This is a genomic window from Escherichia sp. KTE96 (genome assembly GCF_000408525.1).
In the GTDB taxonomy this organism is placed as follows: domain Bacteria; phylum Pseudomonadota; class Gammaproteobacteria; order Enterobacterales; family Enterobacteriaceae; genus Escherichia; species Escherichia marmotae.
The window spans coordinates 1,254,621-1,274,916 of record NZ_KE137149.1 but is presented as its reverse complement, the minus strand read 5'-3'; the positions used below and the strand labels follow the sequence as shown (position 1 = coordinate 1,274,916).

Sequence of the window (20,296 nt, the reverse complement as noted above, 5' to 3'; positions counted from 1 at the left end):
GCATGATGCTGCCCGTTTTCTTTGCAGGGAAAGATGATGATTTCACGCCGACGTTTTTTACAGGCTGCCACCGCAACGTTAGCCGCAGGCTCAGGTTTCGGCTATATACATTACCTGGAACCCGGCTGGCTTGAATTAACCCATCAGCACATCGCCTTTTTTAAAGATAAAGCCGCACCGTTCAAAATTCTTTTTCTTGCCGATCTCCATTACTCCCGCTTTGTTCCACTCACCCTGATATCAGAAGCCATTGCCCTTGGAGTGGCGCAAAATCCCGATTTGATATTGCTGGGCGGCGACTACGTACTATTTGATATGCCGCTGAATTTTTCGGCGTTTGGTGGCGTACTATCTCCCCTTGCCGAATGTGCGCCGACATTTGCCTGTTACGGCAACCACGATCGCCCCGTCGGTACGCAAAAGAATCGCTTAATTAGCGAAGCGCTGAAATCAGCGGGTATCAAGGTGTTGTTTAACGAGGCAACGGTTCTCTCCACACAGAATCGACAATTTGAACTGGTTGGCACTGGGGATTTATGGGCTGGGCAATGTAACCCTCCCGGCGTAAACGACGCTAATCTGCCACGGCTGGTGCTGGCACATAATCCCGACAGCAAAGAAATCATGCGTGATGCCCCCTGGGATCTGATGCTGTGCGGTCATACTCATGGCGGGCAGCTACGCGTGCCATTGGTTGGCGAATCTTTTGCACCAGTCGAAGATAAACGCTACGTCACCGGGTTAAATGCGTTTGGTGAACGAAAAATCTATACGACCCGCGGCGTGGGAAGTTTGTATGGGCTGCGGCTTAACTGCCGTCCGGAAGTGACGATACTGGAACTGGTGTAGAACGTAAAATCTATCGCCAGAATAAAGCAGGTAATTTTTTAATTTTTACGCCATGATAGAAGTCTGGAAAAAGGCTTTCTGCGATCACAGTCGAGCCGGGCGGGCCAGGCCAAATGCTAAGATAAGCACAATTTACTGACTCATTTTGAGGTAACGCTATGTACGACAATCTGAAAAGTCTGGGTATTACCAATCCTGAAGAAATTGATCGTTACAGCCTCCGGCAGGAAGCCAACAACGATATTCTGAAAATCTATTTCCAGAAAGATAAAGGTGAGTTTTTTGCCAAGAGCGTGAAGTTTAAATATCCACGTCAGCGCAAAACGGTGGTTGCAGATGGTGTGGGTCAGGGCTATAAAGAAGTTCAGGAGATCAGCCCGAATCTGCGTTATATCATTGATGAGCTTGATCAAATCTGCCAACGCGATCGTAGCGAAGTGGATCTTAAACGTAAAATTCTCGATGACTTGCGTCACCTGGAGTCAGTGGTGACCAATAAGATCAGCGAAATTGAGGCGGATCTGGAAAAGCTGACACGCAAATAATAGTAACTGATGTCATTCTGCGAGCCGGGTAAAGTATCACCCGGCTTTAATTTTGTTATGAACCTACCGCTCTTCATCCAGTTGCAACGCCACATACAGCAACAGCCTGTCATCAAAATTACCCAAATCCAGCCCGGTCAATTCAGAGATACGGTTGAGACGATACTCCAGCGTATTACGATGGATAAACAACGCCTTTGACGTTGCCAGCGGCTGCACATTATGGCGAAACCACGCCGCCAGCGTACGCCGTAGCAAACCGTTATTATCCATCGCTTTGAGCCGTGCCAGAGGACGAGCCAGTTCGTTGGCTTGCCAGTCACCGCGCAAACTATCAAGTAAAACAGGCAACATCAGATCCTGATAAAAATAGCAGCGATTTTCTGGCATTCGCTGCTTACCGACGACCATCGTCGTTTTCGCCGTGCGATAAGAACGGGCAATACTGCCATGACCGGTAAAATAGTTACCCAGCGAAACGCGGAAACGTAACTGACCATACTCTTTCATGCGGGTAATGAGTTGTTCAACTCGCTTACGATGATCTTCCGCATCCCAGCGCCCAAACTGATTCAACGCCGGTTTTAGCACCACCATTTCAGTCAGCGAAACAATCGCAACCAGATTATTACGTTCCGGCATAGTCAGCGCGTTTTGCAGTTGCTGTAATTCCGCCATCGCGCTATCGACGCCAAGCTGACCGCTGTCGACCTCGACAATGGCTACTACGCGGGGTTGATTGAGATCGATGCCCAACCTCTGCGCCCATTCGGTTAATGCTGGCGTACTCTCCTCAGCCTGAATCAGATGCATCACCAGCTCTTCACGCAGTCGGCTATCCTGCGCCAGCAGGTGCATCAACCGTGACTGTTCCAGCATCATTTCTGCCGTCATACAGACCAGCTCGCCATATTTACGCAAATGCTCCGGTTCACCGGTCAGTCCGATCACGCCGACAATTTCGCCCTCAAGCCGTAACGGTAGATTGATCCCCTGTCGCACACCATGCAGATGGCGCGCCACGGCATCATCAATATCGACTACTCGCCCCTGCGAAAGTACCAGCAATGCACCTTCGTGCAATTCACCAATACGCTCACGATCGCCGCTGCCGATAATTCGCCCGCGAGCATCCATTACGTTGATATTGGTATCGATAATGCGCATAGTGCGCGCCACGATATCCTGCGCCATTTTGGTATCAAGATGCCAGCCAGCCATAAGCCCTCCGTTGAGCACGGTTTAGCATAAGGAAGTACGCAACGCACAGCATTGTGCAAATGCACAAAGGACAATGCAGAAATATGGAGTTGTGGAGGGAGTCACAAATTGAAAAGAGAACCCCTTCCCGTTTGCAGGAAGGGGTTGAGGGAGATTACTGCATTAACAGGTAGATGGTGCTGTCGCCGCGCTGAATGTTCAGTGCCAGAACAGACGGTTTGCTGTCGAGAACTTTACGCAGTTCAGCAATATTTTTCACTGCCTGCTGGTTCGCGCCAATAATCACATCACCTTTTTTCAGGCCGATCTGTGCAGCCGGAGTGCCCGTTTTCACGTTGTTCACTACCACGCCCTGATCTTTGCCTTTGTTGCTCATCTCTGCGCCTTCAATACCGTTGAAGATGGAGCTGGAATCAACCTGATTCTGGCTGCTCTGCTGCAGTTCCAGGTTCACGTTAACCTGCTTACCATCGCGCAGTAAGCCCAGGGTCAGTTTGCTACCCACCGGCATGGTGCCAACCTGGGCACGCAGCGCGGCAAAGCTGCTGATCGGTTTACCGTTCAGTGAGGTGATCACATCACCCGCTTTAATGCCAGCTTTCGCAGCGGAAGAGTTCGGCAGAACCTGACTTACGAAAGCACCGCGCTGGGCGTCAACTTTCATTGCTTTCGCCAGTTCAGAGTTCAGCTCGGTTCCCATAATACCCAGCTCGCCGCGTTTCACCTGGCCGAATTCCACCATCTGCGAGGTCAGGTTTTTCACCATGTTACTCGGGATAGCAAAACCGATACCGATGTTACCGCCGTCCGGCGCGAGGATCGCGGTGTTAATGCCGATCAGTTCGCCGTTCAGGTTAACCAGCGCGCCACCGGAGTTACCGCGGTTGATTGCGGCATCGGTCTGGATGAAGTTTTCGTAGTTTTCGGCGTTCAGGCCGCTACGTCCCAGTGCAGAGACGATACCGGAAGTTACCGTCTCGCCCAGACCGAACGGGTTGCCGATTGCTACGGTGTAATCACCTACACGCAGCGCATCGGAATCCGCCATCTTAATTGCAGTCAGGTTTTTCGGATTCTGGATCTGGATCAGCGCGATATCAGAGCGCGGATCTTTGCCAACCATCTTCGCGTCGAACTTACGGCCATCGCTCAGTTGAACTTTAATGACCGTCGCGTTATCAACAACGTGGTTGTTGGTAACAACATAGCCTTTATCGGCATCAATGATGACACCGGAACCCAGCGCCATGAATTTTTGTTGCTGACCGCCGCCGTTACCGCCCTGGCCACCCTGGCAGAACGGAGAACTCTGGAACGGAGAACCATCCTGGCAGAACGGAGAATCATCACCGAAGAACTGCTGGAAATTACGCGGCATACGCGGCGTATTAACAGTTGTGCTACCTTCTACGTTAATGCTGACCACTGAAGGCATCACCTTTTCGAGCATCGGTGCAAGGCTTGGCATCTGCTGGGCTGTCGTTGCTGAAGAAGTCTCAGCCGCCGTTGCAGAGAGCGGAGATAACGCCAAACCTAAACTCAGAGCCAGTGCACTCAGTGCTAATGTGGTTTTTTTCATGTATTTCAGTCTCGATTAACAGATAACGCAAAATTGCTGTGTTCTTCAGATTCGTTTTATAGCGCGAAGTTCCGAACTAAAGTTTCTGCAAAAAGTAAAAATTTATTGTCCGTCTTTACAAAAGCCTGGTTATTGTTCTACAGCCATCAGACGCCGGTATTCATCCCACGCATAGAGGTCTGTCATACCGCTGATATAATCCTGTAGCAGGCGGCAGCGATAATAATATTCCCATAGAGGAAATTCAGGAGAATCTGATGATAATTTACTGACGGCCTCGACATAGGCCAGCCGATGGCGCGTGGAGAGCTTGTGGAATAAGCGCGATTCAATCGGAAAGCGTTTCACCCGTTCTTTTTCTACCAGTTCAGTAAAGTCTGATAACGACAGACTTAATAAAGGACGATAAATCTCTAATAACCCACTAATCACCCGGTAGCCCTGTAATTCAAGCTGCTCGACATCTGGATGGCTAAATACATGTTTTACGGCGACATTTTTATATAACTTCAGAAGATCGCTACATTCACTGGCATCTTCCAACAGCGCATGATTAAACGTTCCGGCAAAAATCGTCGGTAAATTATCAATAAATCGTTGTGCCGCATAAGGCACCAATTTATTGAGAGTATTAACCCGTAAATACATAAAAAACTGATCTTCCGTGCTGCGACTTAAGCTATTTGAGCGTGATTTTTCCCAGGCATTTTCTACTACCTGTGCAAACAGCGAACCTTTCTCATGCTGACCCCATGCCTCGTGGAGATGATGATAAAGCTGTTCAACGGTAAATATTCTTTTCTCAACCGCATCTTCAAGATCAGCCACACAATAAGAGATATCGTCGGCAGCTTCCATAATCCACGTTAATGGAAAACGACTGTAAAGAGCCAAATTAAGTTCTTTACGCAAACGGGAAATATAGACTTCTTCGGAAAGATAATAGCCCGGCTTTTTCATTAAATAGTTATGCGTCTCAGGCGTATCACCACGCCACCACGCCGGACGGGTATATTTTAAAATACCGCCAACCTGCGACCAGGTGAGATTCATCCGCATCAATGTATGCACCAGGCGAATCCCCTGCGCATTGCCTTCAAAATGACATAAATCCTGACGAATTTTGCGCCGCAATTCATTGAGCGGTTCCTCTCCTTCCCTTAATCGCAACGTTGCCACACGACAGCGATCATCGGTCAGCGGCTGACTTTCGGCATCCCCCGGGTACAAACGCTGGCGAAACCAGTCATTAATCGCCGCTTCGCCAAAATGACCAAACGGCGGGTTACCGATATCGTGCATCAGGCATGACATCTCGACAATGCTTTCAAAGGGGCCGGTCAGCTCGTCCAGACCATACTCCTCCAACAATTTAAGCTCTTTCAGACGACTTAATATCTCTTTGGCGATATAGCGCCCTACCTGCTGCACTTCCATAGAGTGGGTAAGACGCGTGCGCACGGCGGCATTACGCTCAAGTGGGAAGACCTGGGTCTTTTGTTGCAGACGACGAATTGCCGGGGAGTTGATAATACGTCCCCGATCGCTTTCAAAGATCCGCAGGATCTCATGCTCGGTTTTAATACCCTGCGGTGAACGATAACGACGATGCCAGTTTATTTTTTTTCGGAAATCAATCTGTGTCATGTCCTCTCCCGCGTGAGAAATACGCTTCCCCTTAAGCGCATGATAAACTATGCCCTCAAATCGGGCTTATCGCGAGTAAATCTATGAAAATCGGCATCATTGGTGCAATGGAAGAAGAAGTTACGCTGCTGCGTGACAAAATCGAAAACCGTCAAACTCTCCGCCTGGGTGGCTGTGAAATCTACACGGGTCAACTGAACGGAACCGAGGTTGCGCTTCTGAAATCGGGTATCGGTAAAGTCGCTGCGGCGCTGGGTGCGACTCTACTGCTGGAGCACTGCAAGCCAGATGTGATTATTAACACCGGTTCTGCGGGGGGGCTGGCATCAACGCTGAAAGTAGGCGATATCGTTGTCTCTGACGAAACACGTTATCACGACGCCGACGTGACGGCATTTGGCTACGAATACGGTCAGCTACCTGGCTGCCCGGCAGGCTTCAAAGCTGATGATAAATTGATCGCGGCTGCCGAGTCCTGCATTGCCGAACTGAATCTTAACGCCGTGCGCGGTCTGATTGTCAGTGGTGACGCTTTCATCAACGGCTCCGTTGCTCTGGCGAAAATCCGTCACAACTTCCCGCAAGCCATTGCGGTAGAGATGGAAGCGACGGCTATCGCTCATGTCTGCCACAATTTTAACGTACCGTTTGTGGTGGTACGCGCCATCTCTGACGTGGCCGATCAGCAGTCTCATCTCAGCTTCGACGAATTTCTGGCCGTTGCAGCCAAACAGTCCAGCCTGATGGTTGAGTCACTGGTGCAGAAACTGACTCATGGCTAAGTCACTGTTCAGGGCGCTGGTCGCCCTGTCTTTTCTCGCGCCGCTGTGGCTCAACGCCGCGCCGCGCGTTATCACTCTTTCTCCCGCCAACACTGAACTTGCCTTTGCCGCCGGGATCACCCCGGTAGGGGTCAGCAGTTATTCCGACTATCCACCAGAAGCCCGGAAGATTGAGCAGGTTTCCACCTGGCAGGGGATGAATCTGGAGCGCATCGTGGCGCTGAAGCCCGATCTGGTGATTGCCTGGCGCGGGGGCAATGCCGAGCGGCAGGTTGACCAACTGATTTCGCTGGGAATAAAAGTGATGTGGGTCGATGCGACAAGCATTGAACAAATTGCTGATGCGCTACGCCAACTGGCACCCTGGAGCCCGCAGCCAGACAAAGCCGGGCAAGCCGCGCAAACCTTACTGGAACAGTATGCGCAACTGAAAGCGCAATATGCTGATAAACCTAAAAAACGTGTTTTCTTACAATTCGGCATTAATCCGCCGTTCACCAGCGGAAAAGAGTCGATTCAGAACCAGGTGCTGGAAGTTTGCGGCGGAGAAAACATCTTTAAAGACAGCCGGGTTCCCTGGCCGCAGGTTAGCCGCGAACAGGTATTAGCACGCGCCCCACAGGCTATTGTCATCACGGGCGGAGCGGATAAAATTCCTAAAATAAAGCAATACTGGGGCGAACAGCTCAAAATTCCCGTTATTCCTCTCACGAGCGACTGGTTTGAACGCGCAAGCCCACGTATTATCCTCGCTGCACAACAACTCTGTAATGCGCTTTCACAGGTGGATTAGCGCCTGATATTTTCAGGTGCTCAGTGGGGATTGAGAAATGCTCGTCTATTGGCTGGATATAGTCGGCACAGCGGTATTTGCCATCTCCGGCGTTTTGCTGGCCGGAAAATTGCGTATGGACCCTTTTGGCGTCCTGGTTCTGGGCGTGGTTACCGCAGTAGGTGGCGGGACAATTCGCGACATGGCGCTGGATCACGGTCCGGTATTTTGGGTGAAAGATCCCACAGACCTGGTCGTCGCGATGGTGACCAGTATGTTGACTATCGTTCTGGTACGCCAGCCAAGACGCTTACCAAAATGGATGCTGCCTGTGCTTGACGCGGTTGGCCTGGCGGTGTTTGTTGGTATTGGTGTCAACAAAGCCTTTAATGCGGAAGCAGGCCCACTGATTGCCGTTTGTATGGGTGTGATCACCGGCGTTGGCGGCGGGATCATCCGGGATGTACTGGCGCGTGAAATCCCGATGATATTACGCACAGAAATCTACGCGACGGCCTGCATTATCGGCGGTATTGTCCACGCTACAGCCCATTACACGTTCTCCGTACCGCTGGAAACAGCCAGTATGATGGGGATGGTTGTAACGCTATTGATTAGGCTGGCAGCTATCCGTTGGCATCTTAAACTACCGACGTTTGCACTGGATGATAATGGACGTTGAAGAGAAGATATGCCGGATAGGTTATCCGGCATATTAAAAGCAGATTAGATGCTGAAGGAAGAACCGCAACCGCAGGTGCTTTTCGCGTTCGGGTTGGTCACGATGAAACGTGAACCTTCCAGACCTTCGGTATAGTCAACGGAACCGCCGACCAGGTATTGCAGACTCATCGGGTCAACCACCAGGCCTACGCCCTGTTTTTCGATAGTCATATCGCCTTCGTTCACCTGATCATCAAAGGTGAAACCATACTGGAAGCCGCTGCAACCGCCACCAGTGATATACACGCGTAACTTCAGATTCGGGTTATCTTCATCAGCGATCAGGCTTTTAACTTTGTTGGCTGCTGCGTCGGTAAATTCCAGCGGCAGTGCTACGTCATCACTCATATTTTGCTCCAAACGACATCGGCAATTGGGCAAATTCTAACCCAATAATAAGCGCCATTATCTAATACCCTGGTATTTCGTTCAAGTATTCTCGCTGGCAGCCGCGGCCTTGCTTCGCGCCAGTTGTTCCGCTTCCTGTTTTGCCAGCGTGCGGGCAAGAATCGCTGAGTATAGCGGTTTTCCGCCGGTAAATTGTGCTAATAGTGTTGCGCCAAGACCAGTAATAATCATTGGCAAAATGAGCTGATAGTTATCTGTCATCTCAAGTACCAATATTATCCCGGTTAGCGGCGCACGAACGGATGCCGCCAGTAACGCGCCCATTCCAGCAATAGCAAATGTCCCTGCTTCAAGGTGATATTGCGGAAACAGTTCCGTAGCGACCATGCCAAATGCCGTTCCCAAAACCGTACCAAGCGCCAGCATCGGGGCGAAAATACCGCCCGGTGCACCAGAAGAAAAGCAGAGCAGTGTGGTGATCACCCGCGCAACAAAAATAAAAATCAGCATTCCCATGCTGAAATTCCCTGCTGTCGCGATAGGAATCAGGTTAAAACCGCCGCCCGAAGTTTCTGGCGCAACGAAACCAAGCAAGCCACACAGGCCGCCAATCGCACCGCCCATCAGCACCCATTTCGTGATATTGCCGCCGTGCACACGGTGCAACAAATCCTGCATCCCCAGCACCCATTTATTAAAAATAGGGCCGAAGATACCAAAAATAATACCGAGGATCAGATAAAGCCAGAGCGTATTGAGCGGCGCATCAGAGAGTTTACCTACGTCAATTAACGCGACTTCGTGATTAAATATCCGGTACATAATGGTCGACATAATGACGCCAATAAATACCGCTTTAATCGAAATTAGCGTATAGCGGAATTGCGGACGCATCTCTTCGATAATAAAAAGAATGCCCGCGAGCGGCGCGTTAAAGGCCGCCGCCAGCCCCGCCGCCGCACCGGTTGCCAGCAACGTGTGACGAGCTTCATCACCTTTCATGCGGAAAATATCAAGCACCATGCGGCCAATGTTACCGCCGATCTGTACGGTTGGCCCTTCGCGTCCCAGCACCATGCCACCGCCCAGCGTTCCCAGACCACCAAAGAACTTCACCGGCAATACACGCCACCAGCGGACGGGACGTTGATCTTCCAGCGCGCCTTCAATTTCCGGAATACCCGAACCACCTGCTTCCGGCGCGTATTTGCGCACCAAAAAATAACCGAACATCGCCAGCACCGCCGAACAGAGAAAAGCGACGGTCAACAAAAGTGGGTAATTATCGGCAGTATGTACCAGCGCGCCCATACGTTGGTTCTGCAACCAGGCGACGCCTTTGTCAAAAGCTACTGCCGCCAGCCCGACAAGGGTGCCGACGACCGCAGCCATAAACAAAATGGCTAATGGCGTTTTGTCGCGCTCAAGAAGTTGACGAATCAGTTGTCTACGTCGCAGACGCGCAGCCTGCGGTATTTCAGAAGAGGGTGTATCAGTTTTCATCCAATGATCACTTATTGGTCATACAAATAAGATGACGGCATTCTACTCGCTCGTTCGATGAAAATCCTTTGCAAAGCGTAATGTTTCAAATGCGCAAAACTTTTATACTCTTAGAAATCCGGGTTGCCGCAGTACAAGCAACCTGATGCTTGACGAGTATTTAACTTGTTATGAATAACATAGAATAGCAGCCATTCACTTTTTCTACGAATCAGGAACCCTCCATGAGTAAGTCTGAAAATCTTTACAGCGCAGCGCGCGAGCTGATCCCTGGCGGTGTGAACTCCCCTGTTCGCGCTTTTACCGGCGTGGGCGGCACTCCACTGTTTATCGAAAAAGCGGACGGCGCTTATCTGTACGATGTTGATGGCAAAGCGTATATCGATTATGTCGGTTCCTGGGGGCCGATGGTGCTGGGCCATAACCACCCGGCGATCCGTAACGCAGTAATTGAAGCCGCCGGGCGCGGTCTGAGCTTTGGTGCGCCGACCGAAATGGAAGTAAAAATGGCGGAACTGGTGACCGAACTGGTGCCGACGATGGATATGGTGCGTATGGTGAACTCCGGCACCGAAGCGACGATGAGCGCTATCCGCCTCGCCCGTGGTTTTACCGGCCGCGATAAAATCATTAAATTCGAAGGTTGTTACCACGGCCACGCCGACTGTCTGTTAGTGAAAGCAGGATCTGGCGCACTGACGCTGGGTCAACCGAACTCTCCGGGCGTTCCGGCGGATTTCGCCAAACATACCTTAACCTGTACCTATAACGATCTGGCGTCTGTGCGCGCCGCGTTTGAGCAGTACCCGGAAGAAATTGCCTGTATTATCGTTGAACCGGTAGCCGGTAACATGAACTGCGTTCCGCCGTTGCCGGAGTTTCTGCCGGGTCTGCGCGCGCTGTGTGACGAGTTTGGCGCGTTGCTAATCATTGATGAAGTAATGACCGGCTTCCGCGTGGCGCTGGCGGGCGCACAGGATTATTACGGTGTCGTGCCGGATCTCACCTGTCTGGGCAAAATCATTGGCGGCGGGATGCCTGTTGGTGCCTTCGGCGGCCGTCGTGATGTGATGGATGCGCTGGCCCCGACCGGCCCGGTGTATCAGGCGGGTACACTTTCCGGTAACCCAATTGCGATGGCAGCCGGTTTCGCCTGTCTGAATGAAGTCGCGCAGCCGGGTGTTCACGAGACACTGGATGAGCTGACAACACGTCTGGCGGAAGGCTTGTTGGAAGCGGCAGAAGAAGCGGGGATTCCTCTGGTTGTGAACCACGTTGGCGGCATGTTCGGTATTTTCTTTACCGATGCCGGGTCAGTGACGTGTTATCAGGACGTAATGGCCTGTGACGTGGAACGCTTTAAGCGTTTCTTCCATATGATGCTGGACGAAGGTGTTTACCTGGCACCGTCAGCGTTTGAAGCGGGCTTTATGTCCGTGGCGCACAGCATGGAAGATATCAATAACACCATCGATGCCGCACGTCGGGTGTTTGCTAAGTTGTGATGATTTTGCCTCGCCCACCGGGCGAGGCATTTTATTAACGGCTCTGCTTTCTCAGCAAATAAATAAAATACGGCGCGCCGATAAACGTCGACAATAATCCCGCCGGGATCTGGAACGGAAACAACACCATCCGCCCGCACCAGTCCGCAAACACCAGCAGCAAACCACCCACCAGCGCCGAAATCACAATGTGCGGCATCGTCCGTCGAAAGCCCATCATCCGTGCAATATGTGGTGCCATCAGACCAACAAAACTCAATGGCCCAATGGTCATTGTCGCGGTCGCCGTCAGACAGGCCGCCAGCATCAGCAACGCAACTCGCGTCGGCGTCAGCGCCATCCCCACGGCTCGTGCGGTATCACCACCCAGCGGTAAAATGGTCAGCCAGCGACGGCACAGCGGCGTAATTGCCAGCAAAATCACCATCACAATTCCGGTGCGCCAGACCTGCGCATCGGTGGCATTGTAGGTCGAACCGGAAATCCAGGTCAGCACTTGCGCCATACGTGGATCGCCGCTCGCCTGCAACATCATCAGCAGCATAGTGAACGCGGTGCTTAATGCCATCCCCGCCAGCAGCATCCGATGTGGTGAAAATCCACCGCGCCCGGCGGCGATCATAATGATCAACAGCGTCACCGCCGCACCGAGACTTCCCGCGGGCAGCAACCAGCCAAAGGCGTTGCCCGGCACCAGAAACAGCATCAGCACTACGCCAAACGCCGCACCAGAGCTGATCCCCAGCACTTCGGGGCTTGCCATCGGGTTTCCGGTCAGCCGCTGAATAATACAGCCAGCCACTGCCAGCATCACGCCTGCAAACAGTGCCGCCATAATTCGCGGCCAGCGCCAGGGCATTAAATCCTCAAGCAGTACCCCACTCGCCCACGTCCAGCCTTGCGAATCACGACCAAACGACAGCGCCACCACTACGGCAATCAGCAGCAGCACACCACCAGCGAGGGCAAACGCCAGCACATGTTGGCGTTCAATCGCGACCCGATCGTTAACCTTCATATCCGGCGCGCTAATGCTGCGTAAACGTGGCAGCAGCCATAGCAGCAGCGGCGCACCAATCAGTGCAGTGACCGATCCGGTGGAAACTTCCATCCATACGCGGGTTAGCCAGAGAATTATCTGATCGGAAAGCCAGAGAATGAGTGCCCCAATCAGTGACGCCAGCATCAGCCGCGGCAGCAGACGACGCGCGCCCAGCATTTTCGCCAGCAGCGGCGCGAACAAACCGATAAAGCCGATAATCCCGACCGCGTTCACCAGCAAGGCGCTGATAACAATCGCCAGAGACAGCGCAGCCAGACGCGCCAGCGACAGTGCCAGCCCCAGATTGCGCGCCACGCCATCATCAAGCCCCATCAGGGTTAACGGGCGCAGTAGTAGCAATGTCAGCATCACGCCGCCCAGTAACTGCGGCCATAAACGTTCAACGCCGCCCCAGTCGGTTTGCGTCAGCGTACCGGTGCTCCACAGGAACATGCTTTGCAACTGGTCATGATGAAAAATGACCAGTAACTGGTTGATTGCCCCGCAATAAAGGCTCACGACCAGACCCGCGAGGATCAACGTCACTGGCGAAAGGCGTTTACCCCACGCGACGCCAAAGACGATTAAGCCAACCACACAAGCCCCCGCCAGCGCGGCGAACTGACTTGCCGCCACACCAGGAATCGCCCACAGCGTGGTGACGGTAATCCCCAGTTGCGCGCCCGTTGCGACGCCAAGCGTGGTCGGTTCCGCCAGCGGGTTACGTAGCACTTGCTGAAACAGCACGCCAACCAGCCCCAGACCCGCGCCAACCAGCAGCGAAATAGCCAGACGCGGCAGCAAGCTGTAGTGAAAAATCATCTGCTCAATGACGTCAATATCCGGCGACCAGATTGCCTGAGTCCACTGGCTACGCGGCAGCGCATGCGAGAAGTTCATCCAGGTGAGCACCACAGCGGCAATCACCAGCAACGCCAACAATAACGCCGGAAAAAGCGCAATTCGTTTACTCACGCCTGGCCTCCAATGGCGTTATCCAGAATGCGCACAAAGTGCATTGCCGAAAGCGTCGCGCCATAGAACCAAACTGCGGGTACGCGTTGAAAACGCCCTGCACGGACAAACGGCATGGCCTGCCACAGCGGTGTCGCCATTAACGCGTCCATGTCCTTACTGTTATCGTGATCAAAACACAGCACATCAACATCTTTATACGCCGCCAGACGATCAATACTGACCGCGGTACTGCCCCAGAAGTTGGTTTCCCCTTGCCATGCATTCACAATACCGTACTCATCGAGAATTTCCTGGAACAAGCTGTTTGGACCGAAGACCAGCATATGGCGCGGATCGAGAAGCGACGTCAGCAATAACGGGCGCGCTCCACGCTTTACAAAGCGGGGTTTCATACTGCGGATAAATTTTTCATATTGCGCTAAATGCTTTTCTGCCGCGCTTTGCAGGTTGAGCAAATTCGCCATTTCCGTCAGTGATTTACGCGCCATCATCAGTGGCTGTTTGCCGTCGCTGAAGTTAAATCCGCGCCCCGGTGCAATGCGTGCCAGCATTTCTGGCGAAGGGCCATATCCTGCCGACCAGACCATAAACGACGGTTTCATTTCGGTCAGTAGTTCGAGGTTAGGTTCTGTACGCAAACCAACGTCAATCACCGATTCCGGTAATGGCGGTTCGCTGACCCACAGTCGATAGTTAATGGTGTCCGCCACACCGTAAGGCATGATGCCGAGCGCCAGTAGCAGTTCCACCGGCAACCACTCCAGCGCCACAATACGATGCGGATCAATCGCCGCCGCGCGAGCGGTATTCATCTGCCATAACAACGGAGAAAGCGCCATCGCCGTTAACAGTCGACGACGCGAAAGAAGAGGTAAGCCGCTCATCAATAAACAAAACTCACAGGTGCGGCACCCGCCGGATGCGGCAAAATACCCATCGGGATGCCATAAATCATTTCGAGGGTTTCGCCGCGCATAATTTCCGCAGGCGTTCCCTGAGCAATCATTTCACCGCCGCGCAGGGCGACCAGATAATCACAGTAACGCGCCGCCATATTGATATCGTGCAGCACAGCAATCACCGTCAGGCCGCGTTCCTGGCTTAAACGATGCACCAGCGCCAACACGTCAACCTGATGAGCGATATCCAACGCCGAGGTCGGTTCATCCAGCAGCAGGCATCGGCTATCCTGCGCCACCAGCATGGCGATCCACGCTCGCTGACGTTCACCGCCAGAAAGGCTATCCACCAGCCGATGCGCCAGTGGTTTTAAGCCGACAAGAGCGATGGCTTCTTCGACCTTTTCGCGATCTGCCACGCCAAATCGCCCCAACGCGCCGTGCCACGGATAGCGACCAATCGCCACCAGTTCGCGCACGGTCATCCCTTCAGCCGGAGGAATCTGCTGCGGCAAATAAGCGACTTTGCGGGCAAAGGCTTTACTGCTCCAGCTTTCCAACGGCTGGGCATCAAGAAGAATTTCGCCTTCCGACGGCGGCTGATGACGTCCCAGCATTTTGAGCAGTGTGGATTTACCAGAACCGTTGTGACCAATCAGGCCGGTCACTTTCCCGGCAGGAAAGGTTAACGACAGCGGATGCAAAAGCGTGCGCCCCGGCACACGAAAGGAAATATTACGCAGTGCAAAAGTGGTATCGGAATGATTCGTGTATTCCTGCATAACAGCCAACTTGTGAAGCGGGCACGGAAATCCGTGCCCAAAGCGAAAATTAGAAACGGAAGGTTGCGGTTGCAACGACCTGACGTTCTGCGCCCCAGAAGCAGCCATAGGTGTTAAAGCAACTGGCGACGTATTCACGATCGAACAGGTTGTTAACATGCAGCGCCACGTTGGAGCCAGCCATACCAACTCGCGCCAGATCATAACGCACTAACGCATCAACTACCGTATAACTTCCCACTTTAAAGGAGTTAGCCGGATCACCGTAGCTGGAGCCAGTATAACGACCGCCAGTACCCAGCGTCAGGCCAGAAAGCGGGCCGTCAAAGAAGGTATAGTCAGCCCACAGAGAAGCCATGTGTTTTGGCACCTGCGCAGGCGTATTACCTTTGTAGGTAGTATCGGTGGTGTATTCCGCATCGGTGTAGGTATAAGAACCGACCACGTTAACACTTGCCGACAGCGCCGCTTTTGCTTCGATTTCTACGCCACGCGCGCGGATCTCACCACCTTCAACCGAGAAGAATGAACCCTCAGGATCTGCCATCAGGTTGTTAGTTTTGGTGAGATTATACAGTGCACCCGTCACCACGATTGGGCGATCTTCCGGTACGTATTTCACGCCGACTTCGTACTGCTTACCTTTAGACGGTGCGAAAATATTACCATCCTTCCCGACCTGAGAAGAAGGTTCAAACGATTCGCTATAGCTGAAGTACGGTGTTACGCCGTTATCAAACAGATAGTTAACACCACCACGCCAGGTGAACTGTTTGTCATCACGTTTGTCAGTCGTTCCCGCTACACGGTTAAGCGATTCTTGATCTGCCCAGTCATAACGACCGCCCAGAGTGACCAGTACTTTATCCCACTGCGCCTGATCCTGAACGTAAATGCCTGTTTGCTTCTGCTTATTCAGGATGCGGTACGGGCCGGAGTTATCCGGGTCTTTGGCATTGAAATCGAAATCGGTATTCACCGGATTATACAGATTCAACAGCGGCACAGAGTCGTCGTAACCAAACCAGGCGTTGATGTCATTACGCATACGCATAAAGTCGACGCCAGTCAGCAGAGTATGGTCGATATCGCCAGTGGCGAATTTGCTTTGTAACTGGGTATCAACAGAGAAGTTTTGCAGTTTCTCATCATCAACAACGTATTTCCGCGCCAGGTAGTGACCTTTATCCGCAGGTGCTATAGCTGCACACTGCTGGCTGTAAGCATTCGCCGGATCGGAGCAGACACCGTAGCCATAAACGCTGTTTTGCGAGGTTTTGTTTTCAGCAAAACGCAGGTTCTGACGCACCGTAAAGGTGTCGTTAAATTCGTGGTCGAAGCTGTAGCCCACCATCTTCTCGTTACGAGAATAGGTATTGTTCTTCGCACCTTCGTTAAAGTCGGTCGGCAGACGCTTACCGTTCGGCAGCGGCTCAACGGTTCCCTCTTTCGGCAACCAGCCGTAATAGCCCGTTTCCGGCTCGTTCTGGAAGTAAGAAAGGAAGGTGAAATTGGTTTTATCGTCCGGACGCCAGGTGAACGCAGGAGCAATAGCATAACGCTGCTCTTCTGCGCCCTTCTGCTGGGCATTAGCAGAACGCGCAAGACCGGTCAGACGATAAGAATAAACGCCGTCATCATCCAGCGCATCGCTGAAATCAAAACCAGTCTGGAACAGGCTGTCAGTACCGGCTTTAAACTGAACTTCTTTCAGCGGTTCGGTAGTCGGGCGCTTGCTGACCATATTCAACAAGCCACCTGGGCTGCTTTTCCCGTAAAGCACGGAAACCGGACCACGCATGATTTCAGCGCGCTCAAGCATATACGGATCGATAACCGCATCGTTATAGAAGTTACCCTGCATCTTCAGGCCGTTCAGATAGTTATTCTGACTTTGGCCTTCTGCAGCAAAACCACGGATGATCAGGTGGTCATAAGTGTTGGACGCACCACGCGTACCGACCGAAACTCCTGGCGTATAGCTAAGCGCTTCTTTTACGGACTTTGGCTGGTGTAGCGCCATCTCTTCGGCTGTGACCACAGAAATAGACTGCGGTACTTTTTGAATCGGCGTATCTGTTTTAGTACCGGTGGCTGACTGTCGCGCCGCAATAGTGGCTGCCGGCCCCCATGCGCTTTCTTGCGGCGCAGGTGCAGCGGTAACGGTGATAGTCTCTTCTTTCGGTTCAACCGCTGCCTGTGCATAAACAGACATGCCGCTAACCGCTGTGGCTACTACGACTGCGATTTTACGCAGCGAGTGTTTTGGCTGAGCAGTTTTGTAACGCGCCATTGGTATATCTCTGATGTAAAGTGAAAGTGAATGATAACGTAAACGAGAATGATTATTATAAAGATGAAATAATATTCGAAACGGCGAGACGATGGCAAGCAGTACCCATCAGAGAAGCAACCAAAGGGTCAATAAACAATCAGATGAAAAGAAAGGGTTAATGCTTTTGGAAGGATGTTATTTTACCGGATGGCGGCACGCCATCCGGTAGGTCACAGTTAAATGTTAATTACTACCAAACATTTCCTTAATCCAGCCCGCCACGCCGTCGCTGTCTTTCTGCTCTTGTTGAGCAGGTTGCTGCTGCTGCGGCTGAGAAGACTGATCAAACGGATTGCCTGACGGCTGCTGCATCTCACTCTGTTGGCACAGCGATTGCGGATCGCTGGTCCAGACCGGCAAGATACGCATTCCACCGCTGCAAACAAAGTTGCCGTCGTAGTCGACGCCCATATCCACGATATCTTCCGGCGGTACAAGATTCAGCGGCGTTGGCGTCTGGTTAGCCAGATAACGCTGGTAAATCGACATCGCCCCGCTGGCACCGTACAACTTAGTCGGCTGGTTGTTATCGCGGCCAACCCAGGTGATGGTCACCGTGCTGCCGTCAATGCCCGCAAACCAGGTATCAACGTTGTTGTTGGTAGTCCCGGTTTTGCCCGCCAGGTGCAGATTCGGGTATTTCGCTCCCAATTGGCGACCAGTACCACGTTGCACCACTTGCTGCATGGTCCATAGCGTCAGATACGCCGCTTGTGCCGGAACTGCGCGTTCCGCCTGCGGGAAGCTCTGATAGAGCACTTTACCGTCTTCGGCAATGACTGAACGCAATGCAGAAAGCGGCGCACGGTTACCACCGCTGGCGATAGTCTGGAATGCCTGCGCCACTTCGATTGGCGTTAAGTTCAGCGCCCCAAGCAACATTGCCGGAACCGGATTCAACTGATCTTTCGGCACGCCCAGTTTAATCCAGGTGTCCGTTACCGCAGGTAACCCTAACGCCATCCCCAGATTCACCGTTGGCACGTTCATCGAACGGGTCAGCGCATCTACCAACATTACTCTGCCGCTCTCGCTATAACGGCGGTCATCGTTCTGTGGTGACCAGACCTGACCGTTAGGCTGACGCAGCGCGATTGGCGCATCGGCAATCCACGTATTCAGGCGATAGATTTTCGGCTGGCTTAAGGCCGTCAGATAGGTCGCTGGTTTTGCCAGTGATCCAATCGAACGACGCGCCTGCATCGCACGGTTGTAACCCGCAAACTGCGGTTCGGAGCCACCGACCATCGCGCGAACTTCACCGCTAAAGCGGTCAACAACCACAATCGCCGTTTCCAGATCGCTCAACTTACGCTGTTTCTTCAGTGCCGGAATGCCTTCCACGGCGGCTTTTTCTGCCGCGTCCTGAGCCACCGAGTCAAAAGTAGTGAAGATCTTCACGCCAGAGAGATCTTTCACTTTATCGCCCAGTTTCGCCTGCAACTCCTGGCGCACCAGTTGCATAAAGGCAGGCTGCGGAGAGATCACCCCACCGCGCGGCTGTACGCCCAGCGGACGTGCGCTCAACATGTCGTAGAGTTCTTGATCAATAATCTGCTGCTGTTGCAGCAGACGCAGTACCAGGTTACGTCGCTCAAGCGCCAGTTTCGGGTTGCGCCACGGGTTATAGATAGACGCACCTTTCACCATACCGACTAACAGCGCCTGCTGATCAAGGCTCAACTCTTCTACCGGACGACCAAAGTAGTACAGGCTTGCCAGCGGGAAACCACGGATTTCGTTGTCACCGCTCTGACCGAGATATACCTCGTTCATATACAGCTCAAGAATGCGGTCTTTGCTGTAACGCGCATCCATGATTAACGCCATATAGGCTTCGTTCGCTTTACGCCAGTAAGAACGTTCGCTAGAGAGGAACAGGTTCTTCACTAACTGTTGAGTCAGCGTACTCGCCCCCTGCACCGTGCGCCCGGCGGTCAGGTTCGCCAGCACCGCACGTCCAATGGAGTAGAGACTGATACCATCATGCTCGTAGAAATGACGGTCTTCTGTCGCCAGCAAAGTATCTACCAGCAAATCCGGGAAGCCACTACGCGGCACAAACAGACGCTGTTCGCCGTTTGGTGAGGAGATCATGGTGATCAGACGCGGATCAAGACGGAAGAAACCGAACTGACGGTTGTTCTCCATATTGACAATAGTCGCCAGATGATCGCCCTCAAAAGTCAGACGCGCACGCACCTGTCCTTCTTTACTATCCGGGAAATCAAACGGACGGCGGATCATCTCAATGCTGTTGGCCTGCACGGTAAATTCGCCAGGACGGGTCATCTTCGACACCTGACGATATTGCGTGGCCTCCAGCAATTTCACCATCTCGTTCTTGCTGATGGTCATGTCTGGCTCAAGGTTTACCATCCGACCATAAACTGCCGCTGGCAATTGCCACACCTTGCCATCGATACGGCTGCGAATTTTTTGATCGAGATAAACACCGTAAACGGCGATTAACACCGCAAATACGATCCCCAGTTTCAGTAGCAGCCATAGCCAGCCGCGTTTACCACGAGGCTTACGCCCTTTGCCCTTACCTTTGCGTGGCATCGGTTCTTCATCCTCATAGTCATCATAATCGTCGTCATCTTCGTAGCGACGACGGCTTACCTTTTGTTTGACAGGACGCGTCGGTTTCCCTTTGCGTCCAATTGGCTCGCGGTCATTCCCGGCCATACATTTTCTCCGCAATATTCAGGCGCAAAAGCCCGATTTTGTATTCTTCTGTGACAAGACAGAAGAAGATATCTCTCAAAGTACTTTTCGCCCTC

18 protein-coding genes are annotated in these 20,296 nt (G+C 52.5%); 6 read left to right on the top strand and 12 right to left on the bottom strand.

The genetic code is table 11. The features are described from left to right. Positions 1-36 precede the first annotated feature (36 nt). The gene (gene yaeI, locus A1WG_RS08445; RefSeq protein WP_024191943.1) at positions 37-849 is read left to right on the top strand and encodes a phosphodiesterase YaeI; all 813 of its coding nucleotides are present in this window, start codon (positions 37-39) and stop codon (positions 847-849) included. Between the two features lie 158 nt (positions 850-1,007). After that, the gene (locus tag A1WG_RS08450; RefSeq protein ID WP_000272188.1) at positions 1,008-1,394 is read left to right on the top strand and encodes a DUF3461 family protein; all 387 of its coding nucleotides are present in this window, start codon (positions 1,008-1,010) and stop codon (positions 1,392-1,394) included. A 63-nt stretch (positions 1,395-1,457) separates the two neighbouring features. On the opposite strand, the gene cdaR is transcribed toward A1WG_RS08450, so the two are convergent. The 3 genes from cdaR to dgt all read right to left on the bottom strand — a co-directional run bounded on the left by cdaR (position 1,458) and on the right by dgt (position 5,841). Next, the gene (cdaR, locus tag A1WG_RS08455; protein WP_000929415.1) at positions 1,458-2,615 is read right to left on the bottom strand and encodes a DNA-binding transcriptional regulator CdaR; all 1,158 of its coding nucleotides are present in this window, start codon (positions 2,613-2,615) and stop codon (positions 1,458-1,460) included. Positions 2,616-2,769: 154 nt separating this feature from the next. Continuing rightward, positions 2,770-4,194 carry a serine endoprotease DegP gene (gene degP / locus A1WG_RS08460; protein WP_001517772.1) on the bottom strand — a complete coding sequence of 475 codons (1,425 nt, stop codon included), beginning with the start codon at positions 4,192-4,194 and terminating at the stop codon, positions 2,770-2,772. A 129-nt stretch (positions 4,195-4,323) separates the two neighbouring features. Beyond that, positions 4,324-5,841, bottom strand: coding sequence for a dGTPase (gene dgt / locus A1WG_RS08465; RefSeq protein WP_001517771.1), 1,518 nt, complete (start codon positions 5,839-5,841; stop codon positions 4,324-4,326). An 83-nt stretch (positions 5,842-5,924) separates the two neighbouring features. Between dgt and mtnN the strand changes: the two genes are divergently transcribed. From mtnN to A1WG_RS08480, 3 genes are read left to right on the top strand one after another with little or no spacing between them, the layout of a single operon-like run. Next, positions 5,925-6,623, top strand: a complete 699-nt coding sequence (gene mtnN, locus A1WG_RS08470; protein WP_000689856.1) for a 5'-methylthioadenosine/S-adenosylhomocysteine nucleosidase — start codon at positions 5,925-5,927, stop codon at positions 6,621-6,623. Next, complete coding sequence (gene btuF, locus A1WG_RS08475) at positions 6,616-7,416, top strand: vitamin B12 ABC transporter substrate-binding protein BtuF (protein WP_001129924.1); 801 nt, start codon at positions 6,616-6,618, stop codon at positions 7,414-7,416. Before mtnN ends, btuF begins: the two co-directional genes overlap by 8 nt. Positions 7,417-7,453: 37 nt before the next feature. Further along, the gene (locus A1WG_RS08480; protein WP_000964219.1) at positions 7,454-8,077 is read left to right on the top strand and encodes a TRIC cation channel family protein; all 624 of its coding nucleotides are present in this window, start codon (positions 7,454-7,456) and stop codon (positions 8,075-8,077) included. Positions 8,078-8,121: 44 nt separating this feature from the next. Here the strand turns inward: A1WG_RS08480 and erpA are convergent, their stop codons facing one another. From erpA to A1WG_RS24985, 4 genes are read right to left on the bottom strand one after another with little or no spacing between them, the layout of a single operon-like run. Beyond that, positions 8,122-8,466, bottom strand: coding sequence for an iron-sulfur cluster insertion protein ErpA (erpA, locus tag A1WG_RS08485; protein ID WP_001295564.1), 345 nt, complete (start codon positions 8,464-8,466; stop codon positions 8,122-8,124). Then, complete coding sequence (gene yadW, locus A1WG_RS24595; protein ID WP_122983118.1) at positions 8,459-8,524, bottom strand: small protein YadW; 66 nt, start codon at positions 8,522-8,524, stop codon at positions 8,459-8,461. Before yadW ends, erpA begins: the two co-directional genes overlap by 8 nt. 23 nt (positions 8,525-8,547) lie before the next feature. After that, complete coding sequence (gene clcA, locus A1WG_RS08490) at positions 8,548-9,969, bottom strand: H(+)/Cl(-) exchange transporter ClcA (protein WP_000845418.1); 1,422 nt, start codon at positions 9,967-9,969, stop codon at positions 8,548-8,550. A gap of 11 nt (positions 9,970-9,980) precedes the next feature. After that, the gene (locus A1WG_RS24985) at positions 9,981-10,028 is read right to left on the bottom strand and encodes a hypothetical protein (RefSeq protein ID WP_214678600.1); all 48 of its coding nucleotides are present in this window, start codon (positions 10,026-10,028) and stop codon (positions 9,981-9,983) included. A 165-nt stretch (positions 10,029-10,193) separates the two neighbouring features. Here A1WG_RS24985 and hemL point away from each other — a divergent pair, with 165 nt between their 5' ends. Next, entirely contained in the window at positions 10,194-11,474 is a 1,281-nt protein-coding gene (hemL, locus tag A1WG_RS08495) for a glutamate-1-semialdehyde 2,1-aminomutase (RefSeq protein ID WP_000045318.1), read from the top strand. Between the two features lie 34 nt (positions 11,475-11,508). Here the strand turns inward: hemL and fhuB are convergent, their stop codons facing one another. The 5 genes from fhuB to mrcB all read right to left on the bottom strand — a co-directional run bounded on the left by fhuB (position 11,509) and on the right by mrcB (position 20,201). Next, positions 11,509-13,491, bottom strand: coding sequence for a Fe(3+)-hydroxamate ABC transporter permease FhuB (gene fhuB, locus A1WG_RS08500; protein ID WP_001517770.1), 1,983 nt, complete (start codon positions 13,489-13,491; stop codon positions 11,509-11,511). Then, entirely contained in the window at positions 13,488-14,378 is an 891-nt protein-coding gene (fhuD, locus tag A1WG_RS08505) for a Fe(3+)-hydroxamate ABC transporter substrate-binding protein FhuD (RefSeq protein ID WP_001517769.1), read from the bottom strand. The genes fhuB and fhuD overlap by 4 nt, the downstream gene beginning before the upstream one ends. Then, positions 14,378-15,175: a Fe3+-hydroxamate ABC transporter ATP-binding protein FhuC gene (gene fhuC / locus A1WG_RS08510; protein WP_001158928.1), complete on the bottom strand. Its 798-nt coding sequence runs from the start codon at positions 15,173-15,175 to the stop codon at positions 14,378-14,380. The genes fhuD and fhuC overlap by 1 nt, the downstream gene beginning before the upstream one ends. Before the next feature lie 49 nt (positions 15,176-15,224). Then, the gene (fhuA, locus tag A1WG_RS08515) at positions 15,225-17,468 is read right to left on the bottom strand and encodes a ferrichrome porin FhuA (RefSeq protein ID WP_000135211.1); all 2,244 of its coding nucleotides are present in this window, start codon (positions 17,466-17,468) and stop codon (positions 15,225-15,227) included. Between the two features lie 225 nt (positions 17,469-17,693). Then, positions 17,694-20,201 carry a bifunctional glycosyl transferase/transpeptidase gene (gene mrcB, locus A1WG_RS08520; protein WP_001517768.1) on the bottom strand — a complete coding sequence of 836 codons (2,508 nt, stop codon included), beginning with the start codon at positions 20,199-20,201 and terminating at the stop codon, positions 17,694-17,696. Positions 20,202-20,296: the final 95 nt, after the last annotated feature.